At 54.7% G+C, this 26,775-nt stretch carries 25 protein-coding genes; 8 read left to right on the top strand and 17 right to left on the bottom strand.

What is annotated here, in order from left to right:
- Positions 1 to 2 precede the first annotated feature (2 nt).
- The 3 genes from L1F30_RS16320 to L1F30_RS16310 form a co-directional block, all read right to left on the bottom strand.
- Positions 3 to 785 carry an enoyl-CoA hydratase gene (locus tag L1F30_RS16320; protein ID WP_253357894.1) on the bottom strand — a complete coding sequence of 261 codons (783 nt, stop codon included), beginning with the start codon at positions 783 to 785 and terminating at the stop codon, positions 3 to 5.
- Positions 782 to 1,948, bottom strand: a complete 1,167-nt coding sequence (locus L1F30_RS16315; protein ID WP_253357893.1) for an acyl-CoA dehydrogenase family protein — start codon at positions 1,946 to 1,948, stop codon at positions 782 to 784. Before L1F30_RS16315 ends, L1F30_RS16320 begins: the two co-directional genes overlap by 4 nt.
- A gap of 395 nt (positions 1,949 to 2,343) precedes the next feature.
- On the bottom strand, positions 2,344 to 3,861 hold the full coding sequence (locus L1F30_RS16310; protein WP_253357892.1) for a CoA-acylating methylmalonate-semialdehyde dehydrogenase: 1,518 nt from the start codon (positions 3,859 to 3,861) through the stop codon (positions 2,344 to 2,346).
- 262 nt (positions 3,862 to 4,123) lie between these two features.
- Here L1F30_RS16310 and L1F30_RS16305 point away from each other — a divergent pair, with 262 nt between their 5' ends.
- Positions 4,124 to 4,936: an AraC family transcriptional regulator gene (locus L1F30_RS16305; RefSeq protein WP_253357891.1), complete on the top strand. Its 813-nt coding sequence runs from the start codon at positions 4,124 to 4,126 to the stop codon at positions 4,934 to 4,936.
- Positions 4,937 to 4,941: 5 nt separating this feature from the next.
- On the opposite strand, the gene L1F30_RS16300 is transcribed toward L1F30_RS16305, so the two are convergent.
- On the bottom strand, positions 4,942 to 5,535 hold the full coding sequence (locus L1F30_RS16300) for a DoxX family protein (protein ID WP_371922668.1): 594 nt from the start codon (positions 5,533 to 5,535) through the stop codon (positions 4,942 to 4,944).
- 157 nt (positions 5,536 to 5,692) lie between these two features.
- Here L1F30_RS16300 and L1F30_RS16295 point away from each other — a divergent pair, with 157 nt between their 5' ends.
- Positions 5,693 to 6,310 carry an RNA polymerase sigma factor gene (locus L1F30_RS16295; protein WP_253357889.1) on the top strand — a complete coding sequence of 206 codons (618 nt, stop codon included), beginning with the start codon at positions 5,693 to 5,695 and terminating at the stop codon, positions 6,308 to 6,310.
- Entirely contained in the window at positions 6,304 to 6,561 is a 258-nt protein-coding gene (locus L1F30_RS16290; protein ID WP_253357888.1) for a zf-HC2 domain-containing protein, read from the top strand. Before L1F30_RS16295 ends, L1F30_RS16290 begins: the two co-directional genes overlap by 7 nt.
- Before the next feature lie 21 nt (positions 6,562 to 6,582).
- Here the strand turns inward: L1F30_RS16290 and L1F30_RS16285 are convergent, their stop codons facing one another.
- Genes L1F30_RS16285 through L1F30_RS16270 form a run of 4 tightly spaced genes read right to left on the bottom strand, consistent with a single transcriptional unit; the run spans position 6,583 to position 10,575 of the window.
- A complete protein-coding gene (locus L1F30_RS16285; protein ID WP_253357887.1) occupies positions 6,583 to 7,320 on the bottom strand; it encodes a hypothetical protein in 738 nt (245 codons plus the stop codon).
- Between the two features lie 14 nt (positions 7,321 to 7,334).
- A complete protein-coding gene (locus L1F30_RS16280) occupies positions 7,335 to 8,165 on the bottom strand; it encodes a hypothetical protein (RefSeq protein WP_253357886.1) in 831 nt (276 codons plus the stop codon).
- A 12-nt stretch (positions 8,166 to 8,177) separates the two neighbouring features.
- Positions 8,178 to 8,936 (bottom strand): transporter substrate-binding domain-containing protein, encoded by a 759-nt coding sequence (locus L1F30_RS16275; RefSeq protein ID WP_253357885.1) that lies wholly within the window; start codon positions 8,934 to 8,936, stop codon positions 8,178 to 8,180.
- Complete coding sequence (locus tag L1F30_RS16270; protein ID WP_253357884.1) at positions 8,926 to 10,575, bottom strand: bifunctional diguanylate cyclase/phosphodiesterase; 1,650 nt, start codon at positions 10,573 to 10,575, stop codon at positions 8,926 to 8,928. The genes L1F30_RS16275 and L1F30_RS16270 overlap by 11 nt, the downstream gene beginning before the upstream one ends.
- Positions 10,576 to 10,710: 135 nt before the next feature.
- Here L1F30_RS16270 and ettA point away from each other — a divergent pair, with 135 nt between their 5' ends.
- From ettA to L1F30_RS17640, 3 genes are all read left to right on the top strand, one after another.
- A complete protein-coding gene (gene ettA / locus L1F30_RS16265; RefSeq protein WP_253357883.1) occupies positions 10,711 to 12,372 on the top strand; it encodes an energy-dependent translational throttle protein EttA in 1,662 nt (553 codons plus the stop codon).
- A 92-nt stretch (positions 12,373 to 12,464) separates the two neighbouring features.
- The gene (gene mgtE, locus L1F30_RS16260) at positions 12,465 to 13,826 is read left to right on the top strand and encodes a magnesium transporter (RefSeq protein WP_253357882.1); all 1,362 of its coding nucleotides are present in this window, start codon (positions 12,465 to 12,467) and stop codon (positions 13,824 to 13,826) included.
- A 58-nt stretch (positions 13,827 to 13,884) separates the two neighbouring features.
- Entirely contained in the window at positions 13,885 to 14,424 is a 540-nt protein-coding gene (locus tag L1F30_RS17640) for a DUF3592 domain-containing protein (protein WP_371922638.1), read from the top strand.
- Positions 14,425 to 14,572: 148 nt separating this feature from the next.
- On the opposite strand, the gene L1F30_RS16250 is transcribed toward L1F30_RS17640, so the two are convergent.
- The 4 genes from L1F30_RS16250 to L1F30_RS16235 form a co-directional block, all read right to left on the bottom strand.
- Positions 14,573 to 17,152, bottom strand: coding sequence for a methyl-accepting chemotaxis protein (locus L1F30_RS16250; protein ID WP_253357880.1), 2,580 nt, complete (start codon positions 17,150 to 17,152; stop codon positions 14,573 to 14,575).
- A 65-nt stretch (positions 17,153 to 17,217) separates the two neighbouring features.
- Positions 17,218 to 17,751 (bottom strand): chemotaxis protein CheW, encoded by a 534-nt coding sequence (locus L1F30_RS16245; RefSeq protein WP_253357879.1) that lies wholly within the window; start codon positions 17,749 to 17,751, stop codon positions 17,218 to 17,220.
- Between the two features lies 1 nt (position 17,752).
- The gene (locus L1F30_RS16240) at positions 17,753 to 19,897 is read right to left on the bottom strand and encodes a chemotaxis protein CheA (RefSeq protein WP_253357878.1); all 2,145 of its coding nucleotides are present in this window, start codon (positions 19,895 to 19,897) and stop codon (positions 17,753 to 17,755) included.
- Positions 19,898 to 20,370: 473 nt separating this feature from the next.
- Complete coding sequence (locus L1F30_RS16235) at positions 20,371 to 20,793, bottom strand: BLUF domain-containing protein (RefSeq protein ID WP_253357877.1); 423 nt, start codon at positions 20,791 to 20,793, stop codon at positions 20,371 to 20,373.
- A 176-nt stretch (positions 20,794 to 20,969) separates the two neighbouring features.
- Here L1F30_RS16235 and L1F30_RS16230 point away from each other — a divergent pair, with 176 nt between their 5' ends.
- Positions 20,970 to 21,695 (top strand): spermidine synthase, encoded by a 726-nt coding sequence (locus L1F30_RS16230; RefSeq protein WP_253357876.1) that lies wholly within the window; start codon positions 20,970 to 20,972, stop codon positions 21,693 to 21,695.
- Positions 21,696 to 21,738: 43 nt separating this feature from the next.
- Here the strand turns inward: L1F30_RS16230 and L1F30_RS16225 are convergent, their stop codons facing one another.
- The 5 genes from L1F30_RS16225 to L1F30_RS16205 are packed head-to-tail and all read right to left on the bottom strand — an operon-like array spanning position 21,739 to position 26,047.
- Positions 21,739 to 22,623: a mechanosensitive ion channel family protein gene (locus L1F30_RS16225; RefSeq protein WP_253357875.1), complete on the bottom strand. Its 885-nt coding sequence runs from the start codon at positions 22,621 to 22,623 to the stop codon at positions 21,739 to 21,741.
- A 3-nt stretch (positions 22,624 to 22,626) separates the two neighbouring features.
- Positions 22,627 to 23,595 (bottom strand): magnesium/cobalt transporter CorA, encoded by a 969-nt coding sequence (gene corA, locus L1F30_RS16220; protein ID WP_253357874.1) that lies wholly within the window; start codon positions 23,593 to 23,595, stop codon positions 22,627 to 22,629.
- On the bottom strand, positions 23,585 to 24,664 hold the full coding sequence (locus L1F30_RS16215) for a succinylglutamate desuccinylase/aspartoacylase family protein (RefSeq protein ID WP_253357873.1): 1,080 nt from the start codon (positions 24,662 to 24,664) through the stop codon (positions 23,585 to 23,587). Before L1F30_RS16215 ends, corA begins: the two co-directional genes overlap by 11 nt.
- 4 nt (positions 24,665 to 24,668) lie before the next feature.
- Positions 24,669 to 25,574, bottom strand: coding sequence for a 30S ribosomal protein S6--L-glutamate ligase (rimK, locus tag L1F30_RS16210; protein ID WP_253357872.1), 906 nt, complete (start codon positions 25,572 to 25,574; stop codon positions 24,669 to 24,671).
- An 8-nt stretch (positions 25,575 to 25,582) separates the two neighbouring features.
- The gene (locus L1F30_RS16205) at positions 25,583 to 26,047 is read right to left on the bottom strand and encodes a RimK/LysX family protein (RefSeq protein ID WP_253357871.1); all 465 of its coding nucleotides are present in this window, start codon (positions 26,045 to 26,047) and stop codon (positions 25,583 to 25,585) included.
- A gap of 183 nt (positions 26,048 to 26,230) precedes the next feature.
- Between L1F30_RS16205 and cobU the strand changes: the two genes are divergently transcribed.
- Positions 26,231 to 26,755, top strand: coding sequence for a bifunctional adenosylcobinamide kinase/adenosylcobinamide-phosphate guanylyltransferase (cobU, locus tag L1F30_RS16200; protein WP_253357870.1), 525 nt, complete (start codon positions 26,231 to 26,233; stop codon positions 26,753 to 26,755).
- Positions 26,756 to 26,775: the final 20 nt, after the last annotated feature.

Genomic DNA, 26,775 nt, shown 5'->3' with positions numbered 1-26,775 from the left:
CCCTAGGCGTTTTTCCACTCGGGTTTACGCTTTTCCAAAAAGGCGGCCACGCCTTCTTTTTGATCTTGGGTGTCCCACAGCTTTACAAACTGTTCACGCTCTAATGCCATCATGTGATTCATTGGCGTGGTGCGCGCGCCCATGATCAACTGCTTGCAGCGCGCAACGGAGGTGGGCGACTGGCCGGCAACTTTGTCTGCCAGGGCCAGGGCCGTTTCCAGCGCCTTGCCGGTTTCTACCACTTCCTGCACCAGGCCAATCTGTTCGGCCTTGGGCGCTTTAATGCGTTCGCCTAGCAAGATCATGCGCTTGGCCCAGCCTTCGCCCACAAGCCACGGCAGGTGTTGGGTGCCAATGCCACAGGGCAGCAGGCCCACGGTGGCCTCTGGCAGTGCCATTTGCGATTGGGTTTCACAGATGCGGATATCGCAGCACAGCGCTGCCTCTAAACCGCCGCCCATGGCAAAGCCTGTGATGGCAGCAATAGATACGCCCCGGTAATGGGTGAGCGCTTCAAAGGCTTCGCCGAAGGCTGCGCAAAAACTGAAGGCCTTATCTTTATCATCGTGATTAAAGCGGTTTAAATCGGCCCCGGCGGAAAAAAACTTCTCGCTTTCGCTTGCCAGAATCAAAGCATAATTATTTTTGTCGGCATTTAATTGGCCAATAATGTCTTTCAGGTAGTTCAGGCTTTCCGGCGTCCAGGTGTTGGCCGGTGGGTTGTTCATGGTGATGATGGCGGTGTGGCCGCGGGTTTCGAATTTTAACAGCTCGCTTGTGCTCATCGAATTGTCTCCGTTGCGTGTTCGGCTAGCATTTTGCGCGCAACAATAACGCGCATGATTTCGTTGGTGCCTTCCAGAATCTGGTGAACGCGGCAGTCGCGCAGAAAGCGCTCCAGCGGGTATTCGCGTATGTAACCATAGCCGCCGTGCATTTGCAGCGCATCGTTTACCACATCAAAGCAGTGGTCGGTGGCAAATTGCTTGGCCATGGCGCAGTAGGTGGATTTATCCGGGTGGTTTTGATCGAGCTTAAACGCCGCCAGTGCCACCATGTTGCGCGCAGCTACCAGCCGTGTTGCCATGTCTGCCAGTTTAAACTGCAGTGCCTGAAAGGCCGCCAGCGGTTTGCCGAATTGCTTGCGCTCGTGCAAATAATTTTGCGCCACGGTAATGGCCTCTTGGGCTGCACCCAGCGAGCAGGTGGCAATGTTAATGCGCCCGCCATCCAGGCCTTTCATGGCGATGGCAAAACCCTCACCTTCGGCGCCCAGGCGATTGGCCACCGGCACGCGTACGTCTTCAAAGGTGATGGTGCGCGTGGGCTGGCTGTTCCAACCCATTTTTACTTCTTTCTTGCCGTAGCTGATGCCCGGTAAATGTGCGGGAATGGCCAGGCAGCTCACACCCTTGGCGCCGTCTTCCTGGGTTCCGGTGCGCACCATGGCGATTAAAATATCGGTACTGCCCGCGCCTGAAATAAACGCTTTGCTACCGTTAATCACATAGTGATCGCCATCGCGCTCGGCACGGGTTCTGAGGCTTGCGGCATCGCTGCCGGCGCCGGCTTCGGTAAGGCAGTAAGAGGCGAGTTTTTCGCCGGCGGTTAAACGCTCTGCCCACTCGGCTTTGAGTGCATCATTGCCCCAGTTGCACAGCATCCAGGTGGCCATGTTGTGAATAGTTATAAATGCCGCGGTGCTGGGGCAGGCGCGCGCGAGATCTTCCACAATGACCATGGTGTCTGCACGGGATAAATTCATGCCGCCGCAATCTTCCGGTGAATAAATTCCCATGAATCCCATAGGCCCGGCTTTTTGAAACAGCTCAACGGGAAAGATTTGTTGCTCATCCCACTCCGCGGCATGGGGTTTCATTTCGCCATTGGCGAAATCCCGCGCGGCCTGTTGAAAGGCGAGTTGTTCTTCGGTTAGATCAAAGTTCATTGCGCTCTCGTCTTTTTTTGGTTGGTTGTTACCAATCTGTTTATCTTTAGCGTGTTGTTAAAGTCTGGTTACGCCAATTCTTTTTCAAAGCACAGTGCCATCGTCAGTTTCGGCAAAGCTGTGAAGCCTTCTGGGCCGCGTAAATACGTCCTTGTAGCTACACGCCGCGGTCGCTAGCGAGTGCCCAGAAGGCCTTACAGCTTTGCCTTCACGTTGGGCACGTTGCAATTAAGTTGTGAAACAAGAAAGCATTCATGGCCCGTTCTTCTGCGATATCTGCAAGAGTGCCAGCCAAGCAGCTCAGGGGCTTCGACGGAGGGAAGGCGCTGCGCTACAGGGACGTATTTACGCGTCCCCTGGGATGCTTGGGTGGCGCTCGCTGGCCCAGACTCGTCTTACTTCAAATTAATGGTCATGTTCGGGCCGCCGGGAATGTCTTCATCAAACCAGCGGGCGGTGACCGTTTTTGTTTCGGTGTAAAAGCGCACTGCCTGCTTGCCGTAGGCGTGCTGATCGCCGAAGAAGGAACCGCGCCAGCCGGTAAAGCTGAAGAAAGGCAGTGGCACGGGTACCGGTACGTTAATGCCCACCTGGCCCACTAAAATTTCGTGCTGGTATTTGCGTGCGCAGGCGCCGCTGGCAGTAAAAATAGACGTGCCGTTGCCAAAGGGGCAGTTGTTGATCAGCGCGATGGCTTCTTCCAGTGTGTCTACGGTCATGATGCACAACACCGGGCCGAAAATTTCGCTTTTGTAAATTTCCATATCGGGCGTGACATCGGTAAAGATGGTGGGGCCTACCCAGTTGCCATCGGGGAAACCGTCAACCACACAATTGCTGCCATCCAAAATGCAATTGGCGCCTTCTTGCTTGCCCTTTTCAATAAAGGCCAACACACGGTCGCGCGCTTGCGGGGAAATTTGCGGGCCGTAGGCGGCGTTTTTGTCGTCCCAGGCGCCCGGGCGAATGCCGCTGGCGGCGGCTTTTAGATCGTCAACCCACTCTTTGGATTCGCCCACCATCACCGCCACAGAAATGGCCATACAGCGCTGGCCGGCAGCGCCAAAACCTGCGCCAACCAGGTTGTTAATCACCTGCTGCTTGTTGGCATCGGGCATTACTACCATGTGGTTTTTGGCACCGGCAAAGCACTGGGCGCGTTTTAGATTTTGGGTGGCGGTGCGGTACACATGCTCGCCTACGGGTACCGAGCCCACAAAACTTACCGCTTTAACCTCTGGGTGGTTCAGCAGTTGGTTCACCTGCTCTTTGCCACCGTGAATGACCTGCAGCACACCTTTTGGTGCACCGGCTTGCTCAAACAATTCCACCAAACGCGTGGGTGTGAGCGGGTCTTGCTCTGAGGGTTTCAAAATGAACGTGTTGCCCGCGGCAATGGCGAGCGGGAACATCCACAGGGGAATCATGGCCGGGAAGTTAAAGGGCGTAATGCCCATGCACACGCCGAGCGGCTGGGTGTAGGAGTAGCAGTCGATGGTGCGCGCCACGTTTTCAACGGTTTCGCCCATCATCAGGGTGGCAATGTTGCAGGCGTGTTCTACCACTTCAATGCCGCGCCATACGTCGCCCTTGGCATCGTCGAAGGTTTTGCCCGTTTCCTGCGCGAGGATGGTGGCAATTTCATCGTGGTGCTCTTTCAGCAGGTGCTGGTATTGCAGCATGATGCGCGCACGCACGGGTACGGCAACATCTTTCCAGCTTTCAAAGGCTTGCTTGGCGCTGGCAACGGCGCGCTCTACTTCGGCTTCGGTGGCGCAGGGGGCCTCGGTAATCACTTCCTGGGTTGCGGGGTTGGTGACCGGAATCCACTGGCTGGTTTCGCTATTGGTCCACTCACCTTCGAGGAACAGAGGAATGCGCTTGGGCAGTCCGTTGGAAAAATGCTTGCTCATAGTCGCGGCCTTTCATTGGGCGGGTGTGGGTAATGGCAGGGTTTGCCACTGCACTGGGTAATGCACCATCAAAACATAGCCCACGCAGCGCAGGGATTGACGATATTGGCAGCTTGATGGACTATCTTGGGATTGAATGCTTGGTCATACTTGGGTGTGATGCCAAGTAAAACCATTTAAAAACAAGGGGTTATGTTTGTCTCAACCTTCCGATTGGCCCTTACCCCCTGACGGAAAGCGGTTTTTATTACCAAAAGCACTATTGGAGAGGCTGGCCGCAGAGCCCTTAACCTGCCAGCTCTACCCGCGCGCGCTGGGGTTTTATCCGGTGGCGCGGGGCCACCAAATGCAGCGTGAGCTGCACGATGATCACCTGCTGCTGTATTGCACGGCGGGTGCCGGCACCCTCACCTTGGGCGAGGCCCGCTACGCCATTGCGGCAGGCGATGTAGTGATCATCCCGGCAGGCCGGGCGCACCATTATTGCTCGGATCATCAGCGGCCGTGGACTGTGTACTGGGTGCACTTTGCCGGCGCTTTGGCCCAGGCCATGAGTGAGTGGCTGGCCGCCAGCGCGGCACCGGTTAAACGCCTGGGGCTCAACGCCCGGTTGTTGGCGTTGTTTGATGCGCAGTTCAGTTTGCGCGAGCAGGGCTCCAATTGGGACGCCGCGGTGCATGCCTGCCACCAGCTGCAATTTTTATTAAGCCATATTGCGCAGATGTTGGGGCGGGCGGCAGAGTCGGCCGGGCGGTTGGATATTGCCCGCATCAAAGGCGTGATGATGGCTCACATTCACGACCATATAGATCTGGATGCCTTGGCCGCGGATGCCGCGCTTTCGAAATACCACTTTGCCAAGGTGTTCAAGGCGCAAACAGGGCAATCGCCCATTCATTATTTTATTGAATTAAAAATGCAGCAGGCCTGCTACCTGTTAGATACCAGCCGCCAATCCATCAAGCAGGTGGCGCTGAATTTGGGCTATGAAGATGCCTACTATTTTTCGCGCCTGTTTAAAAAGGTAATGGGTGTAAGCCCTGCGCGCTACCGCGCCGGGCTACACAATGTGTAAACGGGCTAGGGGCGTAGCTTTCTGGCAATGAAGTAATCCACACTCACGTAGCGGCCACCGCCCAAAGCCATGAGTGCCAGACACATCACAAAGTAGGTGGCCGCAAATTCAATGCCGTTATTTAAAATTACAAAATTGCCGCTGCTGGTGAGCCACTCGTAATGGCCGTGTTCCTGCAAAATGGCGCGAGCGCGCTCAAGCTTTTCCGGCGCGGCAAGCACTGCCTCATTGGCAAAGGGCGCAGCTGCATCGGCAATGGCTTGCCAGCCGTTTTGCCAGTGCACGGTGAGTGCCGCTACCGCCATAGTAATGGCCAGCGGCAGGCTGATGAGCCGCGTACCCAACCCCAGCAGTAACAGTATTGCGCCCAGCACTTCTGCACCAGTGGCCAGGGCTGCCATGAGCCAGGGTAACGGTAGCCCCAGGCCCCAGTCGGGGTTGCCCATCCAGGCCACGGTGGCTTCGAAGTTGTTCAGTTTGTTGGTGCCCGCCATCCAGAATACGGGCACCAGGTACAGCCGCAGCAGCAATGCCGGCAGGCCATCAATGGGGGTGAGAAGTTTGCCCAGGCGGGCGTAAGTATTGGCTAGGGTGCTGATCAAAGGGTGCTCCGCAATATTAAGTTTATAAAAAGTGAACTTTTTGCGTTCAATAACCGTGTAACTTGGTCTTTAGAGGCAGGTGCGCGCCCGGTGTTACAGGGCGAGAGGCCTGTGTTTTAATGGGCCAGGCAACGCCTGGGTAACGGGACATTCTATGACCATCAAGCACACCGAAGAGCCAGATCTTGCAGTATTGCGGGCGCAGGATCACCGGGCATTCACGCAGTTAGTGCAACAGTATCACGAGCAATTGCTGGTGGTGGCGCGCGCCATTGTGCGGCCAGCGCAGGCAGAGGAAGTTGTGCAAGAGGCCTGGGTGTCTATATTCCGAGCACTGCCCAAGTTTGAGGGCCGCTCGACGCTGAAAACCTGGATGTACACAATCGTAAGTAATGCAGCCAAAGGCAAGTTGCGCAAGGAAAACCGCGAGATCACTTTGAACGACGCCGAGCGGGTGCTGGGCAATTATTTGTCTGAAGAGCGATTTAAAAGCGATGGCCACTGGGCGGCGGGCCCGGCCAACTGGCACATGGAGTCGCCCGATCGCATTTTAGAGGAGGCGCAGCTCAAGCAATGCCTTGAGAAAAACCTGGCACAACTGCCCGATGCCCAGCGGGCGGTTTTTTTGCTGCGCGATGTGGAGCAACAATCGCTCGATCACATCTGTAACATGCTGGAAATCAGCAACTCTAATGCGCGGGTGTTGTTGCACCGGGCGCGGGTGAGCTTGCTCTCGGTGGTGGATCATTATCAGGAAACCGGCCAATGCTAAAGTGCAAAGACATTGTTGCGCGCTCAAGCGATTACATAGAAGGGGAGCTCTCCGGCTGGGCCCGTGCCAATTATAAAGTTCACCTGTTTATGTGTACCCATTGCCGGCGTTATTTGCGGCATGTACAAGTGGCAGCGCAGGCGGCGGCCAAGGTGGCCAAGCGTAGTGTGAGTGATGAGCAGGCCAGCCACCTTGCCAGCAATATTCAAAAGGCTGCCAGTGAAAAGCCTGATGGCGATGTAAACCCTTAAGCTCGGCGGGCGCTTTAGTTTTTAATGCGCTTGCGCTTTAAGGCGCTTGATTTCCTCCGCCAGTGGCAGCACCAGCTGGTGGTGGCGAAAATGCAGATGCACGAAACCTGACAGCTCAAAAACCGCAGGCCTTAGTAGTACAAAATTTTCTCGCCAGCCAATTTCTGGTATGGCTTCTACCAAGGGAAGATAGAGCTCGGGTATTAGCAGGGCGTCGCCTCTGTGTGCGCTTAGCATTTTTAAGGCCGTGCGGTAGTTGGGGGCATTAAGCAGTGGCAACTGCCTGAATTTTGAGGGCATCAACTCACTCACATATACATCTTGCACCGTGATTAGTTGCTGGGCATCCAGTTGCCTCCAGCGCCGGTTTGCGGGTGCTGACTGTTTTCGGGTTACCAGGAAAACCTTGCTGGTTACAATTGCCTCGTTCACCAGACGCAATTGCGGGTATTCGAAGGTCATGTCGCGAATGCGCAGCAGCTCACCATCCACCTGCCCGGCGCTCGCCAAGCGCAGGCTGCGCTCGGAGGGCGCCGATACAATGCGCAAGCTGTAGCCCAGATTGGCCAGCGCCTGGCGCAATAGCCCGATGCCGGCGTGTTGATTTAAATCCTGATTTTCGTGCACCTGCACGGTGCTTAAGGTGAGCGTTTTAAGCTGGGTCGCCTGTTCATTAGCATGGCTTGAGGCGGCGGTTGCAAGCAACCACCACAGGCCCCAGTGCAAAATTTTCCTAAAGTGCTTATTGGTGCGGCTCATGTCATCTCCTTGACTCAGCGCGCGTGGGAGCGTGCAATGCTACTCGTGTTTTGTTGCATAGATTGTTCCTGTAGCAAGCGCGTCAGGGGTTGAATCAGCCCCTCATGGCGCTTGTGCAGGTGTAGAAACCCTTCCGCCGGGGGTAGTGGTGGTTGCAACAGCACCAGTTCTGCGGCCTCGCTCTTATCAAGTAACCTGTCTACATAACTTGTGGGCAGCAGGGTTAAATCGGCGCGCCCGGCAATCACCTGGTGTACCGCTTGCTGGTACCCCTGGGCATAGATCACCGGCGTGTGGGCAAATTGGGGTGGCAACTTTTCCAGCAGCATCATGCCCTTGACTGCAGCAAAACGCTCTGCGTTGAAATTGTGCCAGCTGCGCTTTGATACCTGCGGGTGCCGTTTGTGGGTATACAGGCCCACACCGGCCACCACCAGAGGCACGGGTACCACTAATAGGTTGGGGTACTCAGTACCCACTGCGCGGATGCGAATCAGCTCGCCATCCACCACGCCACTATTTGCCATGGCCAAGCTTCTAAGGCCGGGGTTGTGCATTATTTGAATATCGTAGCCAAGTGTATCAAGCGCGTTTGCCACGCGTTGGGTAATGGGGTGATTGGTGTAGGTTTGTTTACCCAAATAATTCGTTGCACTTAAGGTGATCACCGGACGCGCTTTTGCTGCAAACACTCCCTCTGCCTGCAAAGCATTGGCTGAGGCGCTTGCTGCGGGCTGGGGATCAGGCGCGCTTGGTGCCAGCAAGTAGGTGGCCGTGGCCGCAATGGCCGCAATGGCCGCAAGGCACGCGAGGGTGAACAGCAAATTGCGGTGCAGCCGTGTCATGGGTGGGGGTGCCTAATCGGGGAAGTGGGTTTGATATTTTAACTTTTCCAACTCAGAGGCTAAAGGCGCAACCAGATGTTGGTGGCGCTTATGCAAGTGCATGTAGGCCGCCTCTTCTTCCAACTGCGGTTGCAGCGCAACCAGTTGTGCCTGGCTGCCGCCGTGATGGCTGGGGAGAAAGTCAAAGTTGGCGGGAATAATCACCATGTCGGCCCGGCCCGATGCCACAAGCTTTAGCGCTTGCTCGTAATTATCTGCGGTTATTGTGGGCAGTGCCGCAAACTGTTCGGGCACAGTGCGCCCAACGCGCGAGCCTGGAATAACCACCCGGTTGCGCGGCATGAGATCTCGCCAGGCGCGGCTGGCATCGGTGAGTTCGGCGCGGGTTACCACCAGGGTGTGCACCGCATTTACAGGCGCCGGCACAAAAACCAGATTGGGAAACTCATCGGTATAGTCGCGGTTGCGGGCAAACTCGCCATCGGCCTCGCCATTGTTGGCCACGGTGAGTGTGCGTGGGCCCTTGATGTAGCGCAGGCTGTAGGTGTAGCCAAGGTTGGCCAGCGCCACGCGCATCCGGTCGCGTGCGGGGTGCTGCTCATAAATAGGTTGGGCGTAAAAACTGTCGATGGTAAACAACAAATTTTTTCTAACGTCTTCTGCACTCGCAGCCATTGCCCACAGCAATATCAGGCAGCCCATGGTAAACACCAGCGCCTGCGGCCATCGTAGGTTGTTGGTTGGCAGGATTGTTGGCCAGCTAGTGTTCATGGGGTGGCCTCAAGTTTAAATCGGCAGCGCTTGCGGGCTCGCGCAGTAAATAGCCCTGCACACACTGGCAGTCGATACGCTGCGCAACCTCCAGCTGCACCGGTGTTTCAACCCCCGTCAGTACCACTTCAAAACCCAGCGTGTGCAAATAGGTGGCAAGCCCTTGCAGTTGCTTGCGTGGCTTTTCCGCTGGCAGCCCCTGGGTAAAGGCGCGGTTTAGTTTGATCTGGCTGAAGGGCAAGGTGTGCAGGCTTAGCAGGCTTGAGGGGCCTGCGCCGAAATCGTCGAGCGCGAGTTTCAAGCCGAGTGCTCGCAGCTGGGTGAGTTGCTGCTGAAAGTTGTCGGTGGTGAGTGCCGCTTCGGTAATTTCCAAAACGACATTGGCAGGGTCTATGCCGGTTTCGGTGAGAATTTCTTTGGCCTGTGCCACCAGTAAAGGCGACTGGAATTGGCTGACCGAAATATTGATGTTGATAGTGCTTAACTTAACGCCCTGATTGCGCCAGCGTAAAAATTGCTTGGCGGATTCACGAAACACCCAGCCACCCAATACCTTCAGGCAGCCGGTGGCCTCGGCCGCTTCCAAAAAGTCTTCCGGCAGTAACAGGCCGCGCTCGGCGTGCGCCCAGCGCAGCAAGGCTTCCACGCCCACTATGGTGCCGTCATTGGCATCGAGCACCGGTTGGTAATGCAATAAGAAATCATTGTGTTCAATGGCGCGCTGCATCTCTTTGGCCATTTGCTGGCGCGCACTGGCTTGCTGCTGCAGTGCGGGAGTAAACAACAGGCTCTGGCCCCGGCCGCGGCGCTTGGCTTGTAACAGTGCAGTTTCCGCTTGCTTGAGGTGCGTTTGCGGGGTGACGGCATCCAGTGGAAACAGGGCGGCGCCCACTGCCGCCGACAACCCCTGTTGAAGGTTAGGCAGTTTTTGGCGCAGGGCTACTTGCAGTTTATCGGCGATTTGTGTGAAAGCGTTGAGGGCGGCGCGTTTGTCGGGCAGATCCGGCATGAGCAAGGCAAAGCGCCCGTGGCCAAGGGCTGCCAGAGTGTCTTGCGCGCGCAGAATGTCACCCACACGCTGGCTCATGGCCACCACGGTTTCATCGAAGGCCGTGCTGCCGAGATCGGCGCGCAAGTTATCGGCGTGATCTGGCTCGAACAGCACCACCGCAACCAGCTGGTTGCTGCGCTTGGCGCGCATCTGGGCCTGGTTCAGGCGATCGAGCAGCAGGCTTAGGTTGGGCAGTTGGGTCAGGCCATCGAAGTAGGCCAGGCGCTGGAGTTTAACCTCGGCCAACTTGCGCTCGCTGATGTCGCTAAAGCTCACCAGCAGGTTGTTGCCTGTGGGTGTTTGCAGGCGCTTGATGCTCACCCAGCTCTGGAAGCTGCGTGCGCGGTGCTGAAACGGCAGCTCGCCCTCCCACCAACCCTTGCGGGCGATGGCATCTTTGATGGACTTTACCATCGCCGGGCCCTGGAGATTGGGGTTCAGGAAGGGGCAAAGGCTATCTTTGGGGGTGGCTTGCTCGCCGATGAGCGCCAGGTAGGCGTGGTTAACGGTTAGCAGCTGGTCTGCCCCATCGAGTAAGCACTGTGGCTGGTGCGATTGGTGAAAGGCGGCTTCCAGCAGTTGCTGCACGTTCGGTCTCCCGTTTAACTAAACTAGCAGTATAGGTGCAAAGCGGGCGCGTAGAGGCTTTCAGCATTGAAATGGCGCTGAGCTTTGGGGTAACGTGCGCGCCAATATTCCCGATTACTGTGAGGTTGCAGCGTCATGGCGCAATACGTGTATACGATGAACCGCCTGGGCAAGATAGTGCCCCCAAAGCGCGAGATTCTGAAAGACATCTCCCTGTCTTTCTTCCCCGGTGCCAAAATTGGTGTGCTGGGCCTGAATGGCTCGGGTAAATCCACGCTGCTGCGCATTATGGCGGGTGTTGATCAGGATTTTAACGGCGAAGCCCGGCCCATGCCCGGCATCAAGGTGGGCTACCTGCCCCAGGAGCCGCAGCTGGATGAAGCCAAAGACGTGCGCGGCAACGTTGAAGACGGTATGCGCGAAGCGGTAGACGCCCTGAAAGAGCTGGATGCCATCTACGCCGCCTACGCCGAGCCCGAGGCAGATTTCGACGAGCTGGCCAAAAAGCAGGCCCGTTGTGAAGACATCATTCAGGCCTGGGATGCCCACAACCTGGATCACACCTTGGAAGTGGCCGCCGATGCCCTGCGCCTGCCGGCCTGGGATGCCGATGTGAGCAAGCTCTCCGGCGGTGAAAAGCGCCGTGTGGCCCTGTGCCGCTTGCTGCTCTCGCGCCCGGACATGCTGTTACTGGATGAGCCCACCAACCACCTGGATGCCGAATCCGTGCACTGGCTTGAACGCTTTTTGTGCGAGTTTGAAGGCACCGTGGTTGCCATCACCCACGACCGCTACTTCCTGGACAACGCCGCCGGCTGGATTTTGGAGCTGGACCGTGGCCACGGCATTCCCTATGAGGGCAACTACTCCTCTTGGCTTGAGCAAAAAGAAGCCCGCATTGCCCAAGAGCAACGTCAGGAAGCCGCCCACACCAAGGCCATGAAAGCCGAACTCGAGTGGGTGCGCCAGAACCCCAAGGGCCGTCAGGCCAAGAGCAAGGCTCGCGTGGCGCGTTTTGAAGAAATGCAAAGCCAGGAATTCCAAAAGCGCAACGAAACCAACGAGATTTACATTCCGCCGGGCGAGCGCCTGGGCGATAAGGTGATTGAATTCGCAGGCGTTACCAAGGCCTACGGCGATCGGGTATTGATCGATAACCTGAGCTTCAACGTACCCAAGGGCGCCGTTGTGGGTATTATCGGTGGTAACGGCGCCGGTAAATCCACCCTGTTTCGCATGATCGCCGGCGACGAGCAGCCAGATAGCGGCAGCATCACCATCGGTGATACCGTAAAGCTTGCCTTCGTAGAGCAGAGCCGCCAAAACCTGAAAGATGAAGACACCGTATGGCAGGCCATTTCAGGCGGTGCGGACGTGTTAAAAATTGGCAGCTATGAAGTGAGTTCGCGCTCATACGTAGGCCGGTTTAACTTCAAAGGCACAGACCAGCAAAAGCGCGTGGGCGATTTATCCGGCGGTGAGCGTGGCCGCTTGCATCTGGCCAACACCTTAAAGCAGGGCGCTAACGTGTTGCTGCTTGATGAACCTTCAAATGACCTGGATGTAGAAACCCTGCGTGCCCTTGAAGAAGCCGTGCTGGCGTTCCCGGGTTGCGTGCTCGTTATCTCGCACGATCGCTGGTTTTTGGATCGCATTGCCACGCATATTCTGGCCTACGAAGGTGAATCCGACGTGGTGTTCTTTGAGGGCAACTACACTGAGTACCACGAAGATTTTGTAAAGCGCAAAGGTGCCAACGCTACGCCCCAGCGCATGAAATACAAACGCCTGAAGTAGGTTGTAGGTTTCTGATTCCTAGTCATTAGTCTCTAGAAGCTAGAAGCTAGAAGCTAGAAGCTAGAAACCGAATTTTTTCTGAGGAAAGCTCATTGGAAATTACAGAAGTCGTCACGCACGAGCCCCTCGTTAACCCGATTCTCAGCGAATTATCCGTTGAAGATGGCGAGTTAACCGAAGCCACGCGCGCGGCGATTCTGGAATTACCCAGTGAGGCCGTAGCCGCACTGCTGGAATCTTTGCCGGTAGATTCGCGCCTGAATGTGTGGGCGCTCATCAGTGCTGAAGAGCGCGGTGATGTGCTGTTTGAAATGCACGACGACGCCCGCCGCCATTTGATCAATGAAATGGACGAGGCCGAGTTGCGCACCATGGCTGCGCGGCTAACACCGCAAGAGCTTGTGGAGCTCAACGAGCTGATTCCGGCCAAGTTGTACTCGCGTCGCTTGAAACTGATGAGCATCAAAGAGCAAACGGCGGTTAATACCGCCATGCGTTTTGATGAAGATCAGGTGGGTCGCAACATTGATTCCGATTTTATCAGCATCAGTGAAAACCTTACCGCCCAGCAAGTAATGCGCCTGCTGCGCCAGTGGCAAATCCCATCAAACACCGATCTTCTGTGTTTGGTAAGCGAAGACGGCCTCTACGCCGGCAGTGTACAGCTCACGGATTTATTCAACGCCCACCCGCAACAGCTTATCAATGAACTGAAGTTGGAAGAAGATCCCGCCGTGGGCGCCGACATGCACATGAGCGATTTGGCCGATCACAGCTATCAAAATCACTACGCCATGACGCCCGTAGTTGATGACGCAGGCCATTTACTGGGGCGCATTACCTCGCAAGATATTCTGGGCTGGGTGCAAGACGATGCCGAAGCGCAAATGTTGAACCAGGCCGGTCTTTCGGAAGACGAAGACTTGTTCGCCCCGGTCAAGCGCTCTGCCAAGCGCCGCGCTGTGTGGCTGGGTATTAATCTGTGCACTGCGCTCTTGGCCTCCTGGACCATCGGACTATTTGAGGCAACCCTTGAACAGGTGGTGGCGCTGGCGATTTTAATGCCCATTGTTGCCAGCATGGGTGGCATTGCCGGCAGCCAAACCCTAACGCTCGCCATTCGCGGTTTGGCGTTGGGGCATTTGTCATCTTCGAACGCAAAAATTATTTTCAGAAAAGAGATTATGGTGGGCCTGCTTAACGGGCTTATCTGGGCGATTGTGATTGGTGTAATGGCCGGGCTCTGGTTCGCCAAGCCAGCCATCGGTTTTGTGATTGGCGCGGCGATACTGGTGAACCTGATATTTGCTGCAGTCAGTGGTGTGCTGATACCGCTGGTACTTGATAAATTAAAAATCGACCCGGCCCTTTCCGGGGCGGTGATTCTCACCACCGTAACGGACGTTGTGGGCTTCTTCGCATTTTTGGGGCTGGGCTCGTTATTTTTGGTGTAGGGCCGCCCATGTATCGCATTTCCGGTTGTAGTTAATCAAGAGTCGTGAAAGTAAATACATGTCTTGGGTTGCCATATTGTCATGTGCGCTTGGCGCAATGTTGTTTACGCTGGGTGCGGGGAACCTGCTTCGGGTACTTACGCGCCGGCATTGGCCACACACCGTTGGCATAGTGCAGTGGGCTGTGCCCACCGAGCCGCAAAATTTAAGGGAATGGTTTGATCAGGTGGTGCTCGGTCGGGCCGCGCTCGGTAGGGCCGCGCCAGGCCGGGCCGCGCCAGATCTCACAGATCAAAGTCAAGCAGGGCAAGCAGCAGAAATATCATCAGCGGAACCTGCGCAGCAGCTGTGCTACGTCTATGCCCTTGAGGGCTTTAAATACATTGGCGCGCAAATGCAATCCGCTCCCGTGTGGCCGGTGGGTGGTAATCGGCTAGCTGATGTGCAGCCAGGTGATAAAGTGCATGTATTTTATCACCCAAAATTTCCACATCGCGCATTTCTGGTGCAGTCATTTGCCTGGCCTATGCTAGTGCAGCTACTGACAGGCATAGGAATATGTGCAGTGGCAGTGGCAGTGGCAGTGGTGTTTTCATAGGCCATTGTGTGCGAGCGTTGCTGGTAGGGTGTTTTCGACAGGCTGAAACTTGCAGCGTCTGCCGAATTCCAAGTTAGAGCCAAAGGCTGCGCAAAAAAACAGGCTACCCGGGTAGCCTGTAATCGTGGGTTGTAACCAATTTAACCTTTTAAAATTCTTCCCATTGATCTGCAGCGGCTTGTTGGGCCGCTTGCCTGTGCCGGGGTGGCACCCGCCCATTGGTTTTGGCTGCACCATTGAGCTTGGGCCTTGTTGCGCCATTGTCTTTAACGGAGGTTGGGGCCTCTTCTTCATCACCTGTATTGAAGAAGCTGACTTGCTGTAGCAGCTGCTGGGCTTGATCTTCCATGGCGCGGCTGGACGCGGAAGCCTCTTCTACCAAGGCCGCGTTTTGCTGCGTCATTTCATCCATTTGTGCCACTGCCTGGCTGATTTCACTAATGCCCGCCGCCTGCTCCTTACTGGCAGAGTCGATATCGGAAATCATGGCCACCACTTCGTTTACGGCGTCTACCAGTTCGCTAAAAGTTTGCCCGGTTTCGTCTACCAGTTTTGTGCCGTTGCCAACGGCCTCTACGCTGTCGTTAATCAGGCCTTTGATTTCCTTGGCGGCGGCGGCCGAGCGTTGCGCGAGGTTGCGCACTTCTGCGGCAACTACTGCGAACCCCCGGCCCTGCTCACCCGCGCGGGCGGCCTCAACGGCTGCGTTCAATGCCAGCAGGTTGGTTTGGAAGGCAATTTCATCAATCACGCCAATAATATCTGCAATTTTCTTGCTTGAGCGGTTAATGTTTTCCATGGCTTGAACGGCGCTGCTTACTACACTGCCGCCGTTGCTGGCACGCTGTTTTACGCCGTTGGCAAGCCGTGTGGCTTCGGTGGCGTTTTCGGCATTTTGCTGCACGGTGGTGGTGAGCTCTTCCATAGCCGAGGCGGTTTCTTCAAGATTTGACGCCTGCGATTCAGTGCGTTGGCTAAGGTCACTATTGCCTTGGGCGATCTCGCGAGCAGCGCTGAATACGTTATTTGAGGCATCCCGGATTTTGCGCACCATGTCGGTAAGATTACTCATAGAGCTATTCATGGCAGAGGCCAGCGCCTGGAATTGCGCTTGGTACTCGTTATCCATAGTGACGGTTAAATCACCCGCCGAAAGTGATTCAGCCACCTTGCCTGCATCAGCAAGTACAAGTTCAATCATGGCTTGCAGCTCTTTTTGCTCGGTGATGTCGGTTGCGTATTTTACCACCTTGGACGGGCGGCCCTCGGCATCAAGAATGGGGTTGTAGGAAGCCTGAATCCAAATGGTTTTATTGTTCTTGCCTACGCGTTGGTATTCGCCAGCGTCAAATTTCCCTTGGTTAAGCTTTTCCCAAAAAAGTTTGTAGGCTTGGCTGTCACGCTGTTTTGGCAGCACAAACATGCTGTGGTGCCTGCCTTGTATTTCATTTAAAGAGTAGCCTACGGCATTTAAAAAGTTGTCGTTGGCTTTGATGATGGTGCCGTCCATATTGAACTCAATCACGGCTTGAGATTTATTGATGGCACGAATCTGGCCGGAGAAATCCGCATTCAAATTCTTCTGCTCGGTAATGTCGGTTGCGTATTTTACCACCTTATAGGGCTTGCCTTCCGGATCAAGGATGGGGTTGTAAGAGGCTTGAATCCAGATTTCAGCGCCGTTGTTACCAATGCGCTTATACTCCCCTGCATCGTAATTTCCTTCATTAAGGTTTGCCCAGAACTGTTTATACTCCTGGCTGTTCTTGTAGCCTGGCTCCACAAACATGCTGTGGTGCTTGCCTTTAATCTGGTCTAAAGAATAACCCAGGGTTTTCAGAAAGTTTTCATTTGCAGTTCTGATGGTGCCATCCATATTGAACTCGATTACCGCCTGGGCCTTGCTAATGGCCTGCATTTGCCCGGAAAAATTGGCAAACTGCTGCTTCTGCTCGGTGATATTTGTGGCGTACTTCACCACTTTCATGGGATTGCCATCCATATCCATAATGGGGTTGTAGGAGGCCTGTATCCAGATTTCTTTTCCGTTCTTGCCAATGCGTTTGTACTCGCCCGCCTCATAGTTTCCTTTGCCGAGTTCCTGCCAGAATTTCTTATAGGCTTGGCTTTGACGGTAGCTTTCTTCTACAAACATGCCGTGGTGTTGGCCTTTGATTTCATCTAGCGTATAGCCCACGGTATCCAGGAAGTTTTTATTGGCTGTGATGATGGTGCCGTCCATATTAAATTCAATGACTGCTTGCGCTTTATTGATGGCGGCCAATTGGCCCGAATAATTGGCGTAGCTCAGTTTCTGTTCGGTGATGTCGGTTGCAAATTTAATCACCTTAAAGGGTTTTCCGTCTTTACCTAGTATGGGGTTATAGGTGGCTTGTATCCAGATCTCTTTGCCACCCTTGCCTATACGCTTATACTCGCCTGCATCAAATTTACCTTGGTTTAATTTCTCCCAAAACTGTTTGTAGGCAGCACTCGCTTTGTCTTTCGCTGTGACAAACATGCTGTGGTGTTTGCCTTGTATTTCACCCAGTTCGTAACCCACGGCGTTGGTGAAATTTTCATTGGCGGTAATAATGGTGCCGTCCATGTTGAACTCAATTACCGCCTGGGATCTGCTGATGGCTTCAACCTGCGCATTCAATATATCAATCTGCACAGCCTCGTCTTGCGGCTCGGTTGTATCTTGAGCTTTGCTGGATTTACTCATCTTGTGTTCCTCGTAAGTGGTGCAGAATATCTAGTAAAATTTATGGGTAATAGGATTGTGTTTTTCTAGCCAGACCTATCCAGCTGTATAATTTGGCTGAGTTCGAGCAATGTGATGGTTTCATTTTCTGAATTAACGCAGCCGCGAATATAGCTTTTGGAAACAGTGCCCGTAAGGTGAATGCCCGGTTTGATTTTCGCGGCATCAACATCCAGCACATCACTCACCGCATCTACCACAAAGCCCATGGTGCGATCGATTTGGGCTGTGTGAATGGCCAATACCACCACCACCGTGGTGGCGTTGTAGGTGGGCTCGCCAACGCCAAATAAAATGCGTAAATCGATAATGGGGATCACAAGGCCCCTAATATTCACCACGCCTTTCATGTAGCCTGCGGCGTTCGGAATACGGGTGGGGGCATCCCAGCCGCGGATTTCGGTAACGTTTAGAATGTCTACCCCGTAGAGCTCGCGGCCCAGGTAAAAGGTGAGGTACTGATCACCGGTGCTGATAAAATCGATGCCGGTGTAGGCATCTTGGGCTGCGGTGTGCACTTCGGGTACGGCGATGAGTTCGGGGGTTGTCTGGCTGTTCATGTTACGCGGCCCTCGGGTTGCTGCCGCGCTGGCTGAGCGCCAGGTTCATAATGCCGGTGACATCCAATATCAGCGCCACTGAGCCATCGCCTAAAATGGTGGCGCCGGATACACCTTCAATGCGCTTGTAGTTGCTTTCCAGGCTCTTGATCACCACCTGCTGTTGGGCCAGTAAGTCGTCGATGCGCAGGCCCAGTTTTTGACCGTCGGCTTCTACCACCACAAGCAATTGGTTATCTACCGCGGTGGGGTCTGTCTCTACATCGAACAGCTGGTTCATGGCCACCAGCGGTACGTTGTCTTCGCGCAGGCGATACATAGGGATATTGCCCGACACATAGTTGATGGAGTCGGGCTGCATTTGCAGCGATTCCACAATGGTCACCAGGGGGATGACGTAGGTTTCGCCACCCACGCGCACCAGCTGGCCATCGAGAATGGCAAGGGTTAAGGGCAGGTGCACGCGGAAGGTGGAGCCCTTGCCTTGGGCCGAGATCACCTCAATGCGCCCGCCTAAGGATTTGATGTTGCGTTTAACCACATCCATGCCCACGCCGCGCCCGGAGATGTCGCTCACGGTGGCTGCGGTGGAAAAGCCGGGCTCGAATATCAAATCAAAAATCTGTTGCTGGCTAAGCTCTGTGCCCTCGGGCACCAGGCCTTTTTCGATGGCTTTTTGCAGCACCCGCTCGCCGTTGATGCCGCGCCCGTCATCGGAAATTTCAATGACAATGTTGCCACCCTGATGAAAGGCGTTCAGGTGCAGGTTGCCGGTGGCGGCTTTGCCCGCCTGTTCGCGCTCAGCCGGCGGTTCCAGCCCGTGATCCACGGCGTTGCGCACCAGGTGCACCAACGGATCGCTGATTTGTTCCATCACGGTTTTATCCAGTTCCGTTTGCTCGCCGCTGAGTTTCAGCTCTACCTGCTTGCCGGTTTTCTGGCTTAAATCGCGAATCATGCGCGGGAAGCGGTTAAAGGCAAAGCTGATGGGCAGCATGCGAATGCGCATTACGCTCTCTTGCAGCTCGCGGGTGTTTTGCATCAACTGCTCAAGCCCGTTGTTGAGCCTGTCTACGCGATCCATGGTGAAATCGTTACCCAATTCCGAGAGCATGGATTGGGTAATCACAAGCTCCCCCACAAGGTTAATAAGGCTGTCTACCTTATCGATGCCCACCCGAATAGACGACGACTGGGGGCTGGCTACCGCCTGGGCGGGTTCTGCGGCTGGCGCGGCTTTCTTAGGGCCTTGAGGCGGGCTCGCGGCAGGGCTTGTGGCTTTAGCTTGCGCGTCTGTCGCCTGAGCGGTTGCAGCTTGCGCGGGCGCAGTGACTTCGCTCACTGCCGATTGCTCTGAATTATTTTGGGCTCTAACGGGCGTGTCGGCCTGTGCGTCTTCGCCCGGCCACTCGGCATCGGCTGCCTGGCGGACAGTGAGTGTGCAATCGTCTATTACCCACTCAAACACTTCGCGAATATCGGCCTCGGCCGCGGCTGTACGCAGCCACAGTTGCCATTGTAAAAAACATTCATCGGGGGTGAGCAGGTTCAGCTCGGGCAGTTGTGATTCATCGGCCAGCGCCAGGCATTCGCCCAGTTCGGCCAGCTCGCGAAAAATCCGTGCCGGCTCGTTGCCGCTCAATAATATGTCGCGGTTGGGAATGAAACTGATATTCCAAACCCGGGTGCTGCTGGATTCCGATGGTGTGCTCGATGGCGTGGGGGCCGCTTGCGGCGCGCCTGCAGCGCCGGGTGCTTGTGCCAGAAGCTTTTTAAAACCTGCCGCAAGTTCATCGGTGATGTTGGCCGCAGCGGGCGCATCGGCCATGTGGCCCGCCACCATGGCGCGCAGGCAATCGGTGGATTTCAGCAACAGGTCGATGGCCTCGGTATCGAGGGTGCGCTTGCCATCGCGGGCTTCATCGAGCAGGGTTTCCAGCAGGTGGGTGAATTCTGCGATGTCGGCAAAACCAAAGGTGCCGCTGCCACCTTTAATGGAGTGGGCTGCGCGGAAGATGGTATTAATGAGCTCTGGGTTGTCGCCGTCTTCGTTTTGTACCTGGAGCAGCGACTGCTCCATCACATCTAACCCTTCAAGGCTTTCCTCAAAGAAGGTTTGGTGAAATTGTTTTAAATCGATAGACACACAAAAGCTCCTGTTTCCCTGCCCGACCTTGGCAAACCCGCGAGTCAACTGGCGCTAGTGCAAAATACCGGTGCGGCCCGATAATCTGGTTATGGAATGGATAGTTCCCGCACTGCTAGGTGATATGACAGCAACTTCTACAATAATTTTATGCAAGCGGTGATGCACAATTGCGCTTCAGGTTTTCGGCAAAACTAAGCGTAGCTTTAGAAACTTATTTCGCAATAGGCTGCAGTTTGGGCAAGATGGCGTAATTTTGATGCAGGTACGCCGTAGATTGGCGTGTCAATCATTTTAGGCAGGCTTAACATCGTTAAACTGCGATAAATTAAAGGCTGATTGCGGGCAGTTACCGTGGGCGCGGTAATAACTAGGGAGTTCTTACAGTAAATTAATATAAGAAAATTTTAGGCTTCCCCAGAATCAGGCCTATTCAAGCAGCTTGTATCGCCTGCAGGGTATAGGCAGCCGGGTTAAGTGCTTTGGTTGGCGTTGCCATGTAATTCAAGCATCATTTTGTGGGCACTTTCGCCAGACATTTCGTAGGGATTAAAGGCATTTAAGCCCGAGTACTTCAAAATGATGGGGGCCGTTAAGCTGGATTCCGGCAGATAGCCCATAGACCAAGCGCTGAATTCACGAAAATCCACCTCCTTGTAATCCAGTATGATGATGTTCGTGTGGCGGGCATCTTTGGCGAGCTTATGGTAGGTGGCGTTCACCTCCTGGCGTGATCCTTCCAGGCACTGCAAAAAATATTTCTGGTTAAAAAACAGCATGCCGGTAATGCCTTTTTTTGGATTATTTTTGCGTGATATTTCAAGGATTTTTTCCAGATCATCACTGGTAAAGGCACTGGATATAGTGCTGGTATACACAAGGCGAGTCAGTAACATGGTGAACTCCATAGGCGAGATAAAAACTATAGCGGGCAAAGCCGCTATTTCAAGCCCGGGCATTTTGCCTGCAGCGCCAATATTTTTTATGCAATTAATGCATAATAGGAATTTTTCATATTCTGGCAGCTTGTATTGGTGCCGGTTCAGCCAAGTGACCACTATCGAGACGCCTTATGCCGCCACTCTTTGAAGAAATCGACAGTCAGCCTTCCCCCTTGGGTGAAATATCGCTACGCAAGCGGGTTATTCCCGTGCTGGGCCCAGAGCCCATTTGGGAGGTGAAGCTTGGCGAAGAATTTTTGATGTCCAGCATGTTTGTAGAGGCCGAAGAGCAGCTGGCACATTTGGGGCTGGCGGCGCTTGCGCGCGATGATGCCCGTGTGGTGGTGGGCGGGCTCGGCCTGGGTTATACGGCTGTGGCGGCGCTGGCCCATACCCGTGTGAGCGAGCTGTTGGTGGTTGATGCACTGGCCACGGTAATTCATTGGCACGAGCAGGAGCTGGTGCCGCTAGGCAAAGTGTTGAATGCCGATGCCCGTGCACGCTTTGTATTGGGTAATTTTTTTGACTTGGCGATGAATCCGGCCAAGGGCTTCGACCCGGCCACGCCGGGGCGTCAGTTCGATGCAATATTATTGGACATTGATCACTCGCCAAGCGAATTTTTAAACGCACAAAATGCCGAGTTCTATAGCGTGGAAAATCTTTCACGCATGGCAGGCCAGCTGGCACCGGGCGGTGTGTTTGCCATGTGGTCGCAAAATGCGCCCGATGAAAAGTTTAGCGCACTATTGGGCGAGGTATTCAGTGAGGTAAGCGCGCACCTGGTGAGCTTTTATAATCCGTTTCAGCAGGTAGATGCCATTAACAGCGTGTATGTTTGCAGGCGCTCTGGCTAGGCGGGCACAGCAAGATGTGCCCACATTTTAGCGCTCGCCGGCCTTATTCCCCGGTTTCCAATGTGCCGCTTTTATCTTGGGTGCGAAAATCCGAGCGCAGGTGCAAATCACGCTGCGGAAAGGGAATTTCAAAGCCATTGCGTTTGAGTGCGCTTTCGAGCGTCCAGAGGTAATCTGATTTTGTGGTGGTAGGGCGTTTGGCGGCGTCGTCTGAAACCCACACCGCCAGTACGAAATCCAGGCTTGAATCGCCAAAGCCCGTCATAAAAACACGGGTTTCATACCTGGGTACTTCGTTCACTGTGGTGGGTAGGGCGTTGGCGGCGTTCAATACGATATCGCGCATTTTGTCTTTATCGGTACCGTAGGCCACACCGAAGGGAATGCGAAAACGCACCACACCTTCGCGCAGCGTCCAGTTGGTGACCTGGCCTGATAAAAATTCAGAGTTCGGCACCAGCACGTCCATGTTGTCTGGCGTGTTGATGAGCGTAGAGCGCACGTTGATCTCTTTTATGGTGCCAAAGGTGCCTGATTGCAGTTCCACTACATCGCCGGCGTTAATGTTGCGCTCAAACAACATGATGATGCCGGAAATAAAATTATTGGCGATGCCTTGCAAACCAAAGCCAATGCCCACAGAGAGTGCGCCGGCAATAATGGCGAGCTTGGTAAAGTCGAAACCGGCCACCGAGAGTGAAAAAATAATGGCCAGCGTCATGATTGCGTAGTGCACAATGCGCGAGAACGAATAGGCCGCGCGCGCATCGAAGGTGCGCTTGAGTTGGGCCAGGCGCATGATGGAGCGCTGCACAATACTCGAAACAATCACTCCGCCAATAAGCACCGCCAGCATTTTCAGCAGGCCGAATACCGTCAGGCGGTAACCTTCGTAATCAATTAATGCGAAACTTAAGATGTCTTGCATGGTTTAGAGCCAGCCTCGCTTGCGGACAAATATCACACCAAAAGCCACAAAGGCGGCCATAAAGCCCAGCACGAAAAAGTAGCCGTAGTGCCATTTCAATTCCGGCATATGTTCAAAGTTCATACCGTAAATGCCGGCAATCAGCGTGAGCGGCAAAAATATGGCTGTGACGATGGTGAGCAATTTCATGATGTGGTTGGCGCGGTGGGCGCTTATGGAGATAAAACCGTTGATTAAATCAGCGGTAAGTTCCTGGTAAAGGTTTGAAAGGCTGGCCAGCCGCTCGAAATGTTCGAACAGGTCGGTAAGCTCATGTTCATCAAAGGCCAGTAGCTGGTGTTTATGGCTGGTAAATATTTCATCTACCAACTCTTTTTGGTAAACAAACGAGCGTCGCGCCTTTTTTAGTTGTGCGCCGTAGTTAATCAGTTCACCCAATAGGTCGTCTGAATTGGTAGAAAATATTTCGTCTTCGATTTCGCTTAAGCGGTGTTCTACTTCAAACATTAATGGCAAGAAGCGGTCTACCACCGCGCGCATGAGCTGGTAGCAAAGCTGGCCCATGCCGCCCTGGGGCAATTGTTGATTGGCGTGTAATTGCGCCCAGTGTAAATCTACTGCGACCGAAGGCAGGTCGTGACGGGTAATCACGTGAGTATTGCTGGCAAAGAGCGCCAGTTGGTGTCGATCCATGGATTCGCAATCACCCTTTTGCTGCAGCTCGTGCAGCAGCAGGAAAACATGGTCGCTAAAGGCTTCATATTTCGGCGGGTGGCGTGTGCGTTGGGCATCGCGCAATGCCAGCGGGTTTAAATCAAACCCCTCCAGGGCCTGGCGCTCGATATCTGCCGGTGCACCGCTGATATCCAGCCAGAGAAATTGCTCTTGGGCATGGTACTGGCTCACCAGCTCAAGGCCGCCGGTTTTGATGAGTGTGCCGCGCTCATCAAAGAGCATGGCTCTAACTGTCATAGCGCTCTCCCCAGGGGTCGGTGTGGCGCAAATCGGGGTCGTTCAAATCTTCCATGTGTTCGTGAAATTGTTCTACGGTTTTGGCAGCTTCGCGCACGGTATCAAATTTTGCCACGTGAAACAGTGCTTCGCCTTCGTTCACTACGGGAATGTTATTGCGGCCGATCACTATGCCGTTCACCGGCGTGCGCACTTCCAGCTCCATTTCACCGTAAGGGTCAACAATTAATGCGAGCAGGTCGTCTTTCTTAACCCGTTCGCCCAGCTCGGTTTTGGCTACCATCATGCCATCGTGGGCTGCGCGCACCCACTGGCTTGAGCTTGCAACAATGGGCTCGATGGATTTTTTTGAGCGCCGGCGCGATTTAAGCATGCCCAGGTGATCCATAACGCCCAGCACGCCCTTTACGCCACCGTTAATTGAGGGCTCATCAAAGCGCAGCGCCTGGCCCGCTTCATACAATATAAAGGGCTTGCCGAGTTTATCGGCGGCTTCGCGAAAGGAGCCGTCTAGCACATTGGAGTGCATCACCACCGGCGCGCCGAAGGCCTGGGCCATGGCAACATTGGCGTCATCTTCAAGGTTGGCGCGAATTTGTGGCAGGTTGGAGCGGTGAATGGCGCCTGTGTGCAGGTCTACCACGTGAGTACATTTTTCCAGCAGTTCCTTGCGAATAAGGTAGGCAATGCGCGAGCCTAGCGAGCCCTTCTCGCTGCCGGGAAAACAGCGATTCAAATCGCGCCTGTCTGGCAGGTAGCGGATTTGTTGAATAAAACCGAAGGCGTTGACAATCGGCACTAATACAAGGGTGCCGTGTAATCGATCCAGCGCCGGCAGCTTGGCCAGGCGGCGGCACACTTCAATGCCGTTGAGTTCATCGCCATGAATGGCGGCGGTAACCAATAGCACCGGCCCATCATGCTTGCCGTGAATCACTTCCACGCCAATGCTGAGCGGGGTGTTGGTGTAGAGCTTGCCAATATCCATTTGCAGCATGGCGCGCGTGCCGGGCGCCACCTGCTCGCCCAGTATGTCAAAGGCTGCACGCCTGCTTGAAGTTTTGCTCATACCGCTAGCCTTTGCCCTTGGTTTTCGAGGCGTTGAGCTTGGCGTTTTTTTCCATCCAATCGATTATGGCGCCGGCTATGTCTTTGCCGGTGGCGGCTTCCACACCTTCAAGGCCCGGTGAGGAATTCACTTCCATCACCACTGGCCCGCTGGATGAGCGCAGCAGGTCTACACCGGCCACATTCAGGCCCATGGTGCGGGCCGCGCGCACAGCGGTTTCGCGCTCTTGGGGGGTAATTTTCGCAAGTGTTGCGGTGCCGCCCCGGTGCAGATTGGAGCGAAACTCGCCTTCTTTGCCCTGGCGCTTCATGGCGCCTACAACTTTGTCGCCCACTACAAAACAGCGGATGTCGGCGCCGCCGGCTTCCTTCACAAATTTCTGCACCATGATGTTGGCGCCCAGGCCCATGAAGGCCTCAAGAATACTTTCTGCCGCTTTGCGGTTTTCGGCCAACACCACGCCAATGCCCTGGGTGCCTTCCAACAATTTAATGACCAGTGGCGCGCCGCCGACCATGTCGATCAAATCGGGAATGTAGCGGGTTTGGTTGGCAAAGCCTGTGGTGGGCAGGCCAATATTTTTGCGCGCCAGCAGTTGCATAGAGCGCAGCTTGTCGCGCGAGCGCGAAATGGCAACCGATTCATTCAGCGGGTAGACACCCATCATTTCAAATTGGCGCAATACGGCGGTGCCGTAAAAGGTAACCGAGGCACCAATGCGGGGGATCACGGCATCAAAGCCCAGGAGCTCCCGGCCTTTGTAGTGCATGTCGAGATCCGAGGGATTGATGGCCATGTAACAGCGCAGGGCATCAATAATTTCTACCTCGTGGCCACGGCTTTCTGCGGCCTCTTTAAGCCTGCGGGTGGAATAGAGGTTGGGGTTGCGGGAAAGAATGGCAATTTTCATAGTGTTTCTCAAAGTTTGTCGGGCGTGGGCCGGACAGATTGTAAGTAGGAGCCTTGAGAGTCCACCAGAAAGCGGCCCTCCAAAGCTTTGCGCCCGAGCAGCATGCGAAATTTCATGTTGTCGCGGCTGGTGAGCGTAAGCTCGGCGCGAAATGTGTAATCACCCAGGCGGATGTCAGTTTCTATCACCGGGCGCAGTTCTTCGTGGCCACCTGAGTCGCGCACAATGCGCTTATCGAGTATGGGTGCTTCGGTAAACCACTCCCGATCGCTCTTCTGGATGGGGTGAACGCCCATGCGTACCCACTCGCGGCCATCGCGTTCGAACAGCTCCAGCCCGAAGGTGTGTAATGCAGAGGTGCGCGCACCGGTATCCACTTTTACTTTAATGTTGTTGATGCCCAGCTCCGGCAGGGCAACCCACTCACGCCAGCCAACAGAGGGCAGGGCAGCAGGTGTATTGGCATCGGTCATAGGGTTCCTTGGTAATGAATGGGCCTAAGCCTCGGTGTCTTCATTAGCGCATGGCGCAGGTAGTGGCGCGAATCATTGCGCGAGCGGCCCGTTAAGTCTAGCAGTGTGTGCAGCCTTTCCGGTTTTCTTTGCCTGCAGGTCCAGCGCGATACAATGGCCGTATATGGGTATAGTGAGGTGGGCGTGAAGCAGTTAATTTTAGGGGGTGCCCGCTCGGGTAAAAGCCGCTACGGCGAGCAGCAGGTATTGGCGCAGGCCCGCGGCCTGCAGCCTGTTTACATCGCCACGGCCAGCGAGCCCGAATCGGATGCTGAAATGGCCCAACGTATTGCAAAGCACCGTGTTGATCGTGGCGAGCAATGGCAGTGTATAGAAGAACCCTTGCACCTTGGTGCGTTAATTGAGCGTTTGCATTCAAATAGTGCGCCGGTTTTGGTAGATTGCTTAACACTGTGGTTGAGCAACTGCCTGTTGGCGGACACCTGGGCTAAAGAGCGCGCGCATTTTTTGCAAGCCTTTGCCGAGGCGCCGGGCTCCATTACCCTCATCAGCAATGAAGTGGGGCTGGGTATCGTGCCTATGGGGGAGATCAACCGCCGTTTCGTGGACGAGAGCGGATTTTTGCACCAAGCATTGGCAGCATGCTGTGACCGGGTGGTGTTTTGCGCCGCTGGCTTGCCGATGGTTTTGAAAGACGTCAGCCCCTGACGGGTGGCGTTGGAGTATTC

Source organism: Simiduia sp. 21SJ11W-1, from assembly GCF_024138675.1.
Classification (GTDB): Bacteria; Pseudomonadota; Gammaproteobacteria; order Pseudomonadales; family Cellvibrionaceae; genus Simiduia.
Note: the sequence above shows the minus strand (reverse complement) of the source record. Positions and strands in the feature narration are given on the sequence as shown.

What these genes read in the sequence shown, in the direction of transcription:
- L1F30_RS16205 (WP_253357871.1), bottom strand. Translation starts at nt 26,047, where the DNA reads ATGACCGATGCCAATACACCTGCTGCCCTGCCCTCTGTTGGCTGGCGT.
- L1F30_RS16285 (WP_253357887.1), bottom strand. Translation starts at nt 7,320, where the DNA reads ATGAGCCGCACCAATAAGCACTTTAGGAAAATTTTGCACTGGGGCCTG.
- L1F30_RS16230 (WP_253357876.1), top strand. Translation starts at nt 20,970, where the DNA reads ATGCCGCCACTCTTTGAAGAAATCGACAGTCAGCCTTCCCCCTTGGGT.
- rimK (WP_253357872.1), bottom strand. Translation starts at nt 25,574, where the DNA reads ATGAAAATTGCCATTCTTTCCCGCAACCCCAACCTCTATTCCACCCGC.
- L1F30_RS16295 (WP_253357889.1), top strand. Translation starts at nt 5,693, where the DNA reads ATGACCATCAAGCACACCGAAGAGCCAGATCTTGCAGTATTGCGGGCG.
- L1F30_RS16235 (WP_253357877.1), bottom strand. Translation starts at nt 20,793, where the DNA reads ATGTTACTGACTCGCCTTGTGTATACCAGCACTATATCCAGTGCCTTT.
- L1F30_RS16280 (WP_253357886.1), bottom strand. Translation starts at nt 8,165, where the DNA reads ATGACACGGCTGCACCGCAATTTGCTGTTCACCCTCGCGTGCCTTGCG.
- corA (WP_253357874.1), bottom strand. Translation starts at nt 23,595, where the DNA reads ATGACAGTTAGAGCCATGCTCTTTGATGAGCGCGGCACACTCATCAAA.
- ettA (WP_253357883.1), top strand. Translation starts at nt 10,711, where the DNA reads ATGGCGCAATACGTGTATACGATGAACCGCCTGGGCAAGATAGTGCCC.
- L1F30_RS16275 (WP_253357885.1), bottom strand. Translation starts at nt 8,936, where the DNA reads ATGAACACTAGCTGGCCAACAATCCTGCCAACCAACAACCTACGATGG.
- L1F30_RS16245 (WP_253357879.1), bottom strand. Translation starts at nt 17,751, where the DNA reads ATGAACAGCCAGACAACCCCCGAACTCATCGCCGTACCCGAAGTGCAC.
- L1F30_RS16215 (WP_253357873.1), bottom strand. Translation starts at nt 24,664, where the DNA reads ATGAGCAAAACTTCAAGCAGGCGTGCAGCCTTTGACATACTGGGCGAG.
- L1F30_RS17640 (WP_371922638.1), top strand. Translation starts at nt 13,885, where the DNA reads ATGTCTTGGGTTGCCATATTGTCATGTGCGCTTGGCGCAATGTTGTTT.
- L1F30_RS16310 (WP_253357892.1), bottom strand. Translation starts at nt 3,861, where the DNA reads ATGAGCAAGCATTTTTCCAACGGACTGCCCAAGCGCATTCCTCTGTTC.
- L1F30_RS16320 (WP_253357894.1), bottom strand. Translation starts at nt 785, where the DNA reads ATGAGCACAAGCGAGCTGTTAAAATTCGAAACCCGCGGCCACACCGCC.
- L1F30_RS16250 (WP_253357880.1), bottom strand. Translation starts at nt 17,152, where the DNA reads ATGAGTAAATCCAGCAAAGCTCAAGATACAACCGAGCCGCAAGACGAG.
- L1F30_RS16315 (WP_253357893.1), bottom strand. Translation starts at nt 1,948, where the DNA reads ATGAACTTTGATCTAACCGAAGAACAACTCGCCTTTCAACAGGCCGCG.
- L1F30_RS16290 (WP_253357888.1), top strand. Translation starts at nt 6,304, where the DNA reads ATGCTAAAGTGCAAAGACATTGTTGCGCGCTCAAGCGATTACATAGAA.
- L1F30_RS16225 (WP_253357875.1), bottom strand. Translation starts at nt 22,623, where the DNA reads ATGCAAGACATCTTAAGTTTCGCATTAATTGATTACGAAGGTTACCGC.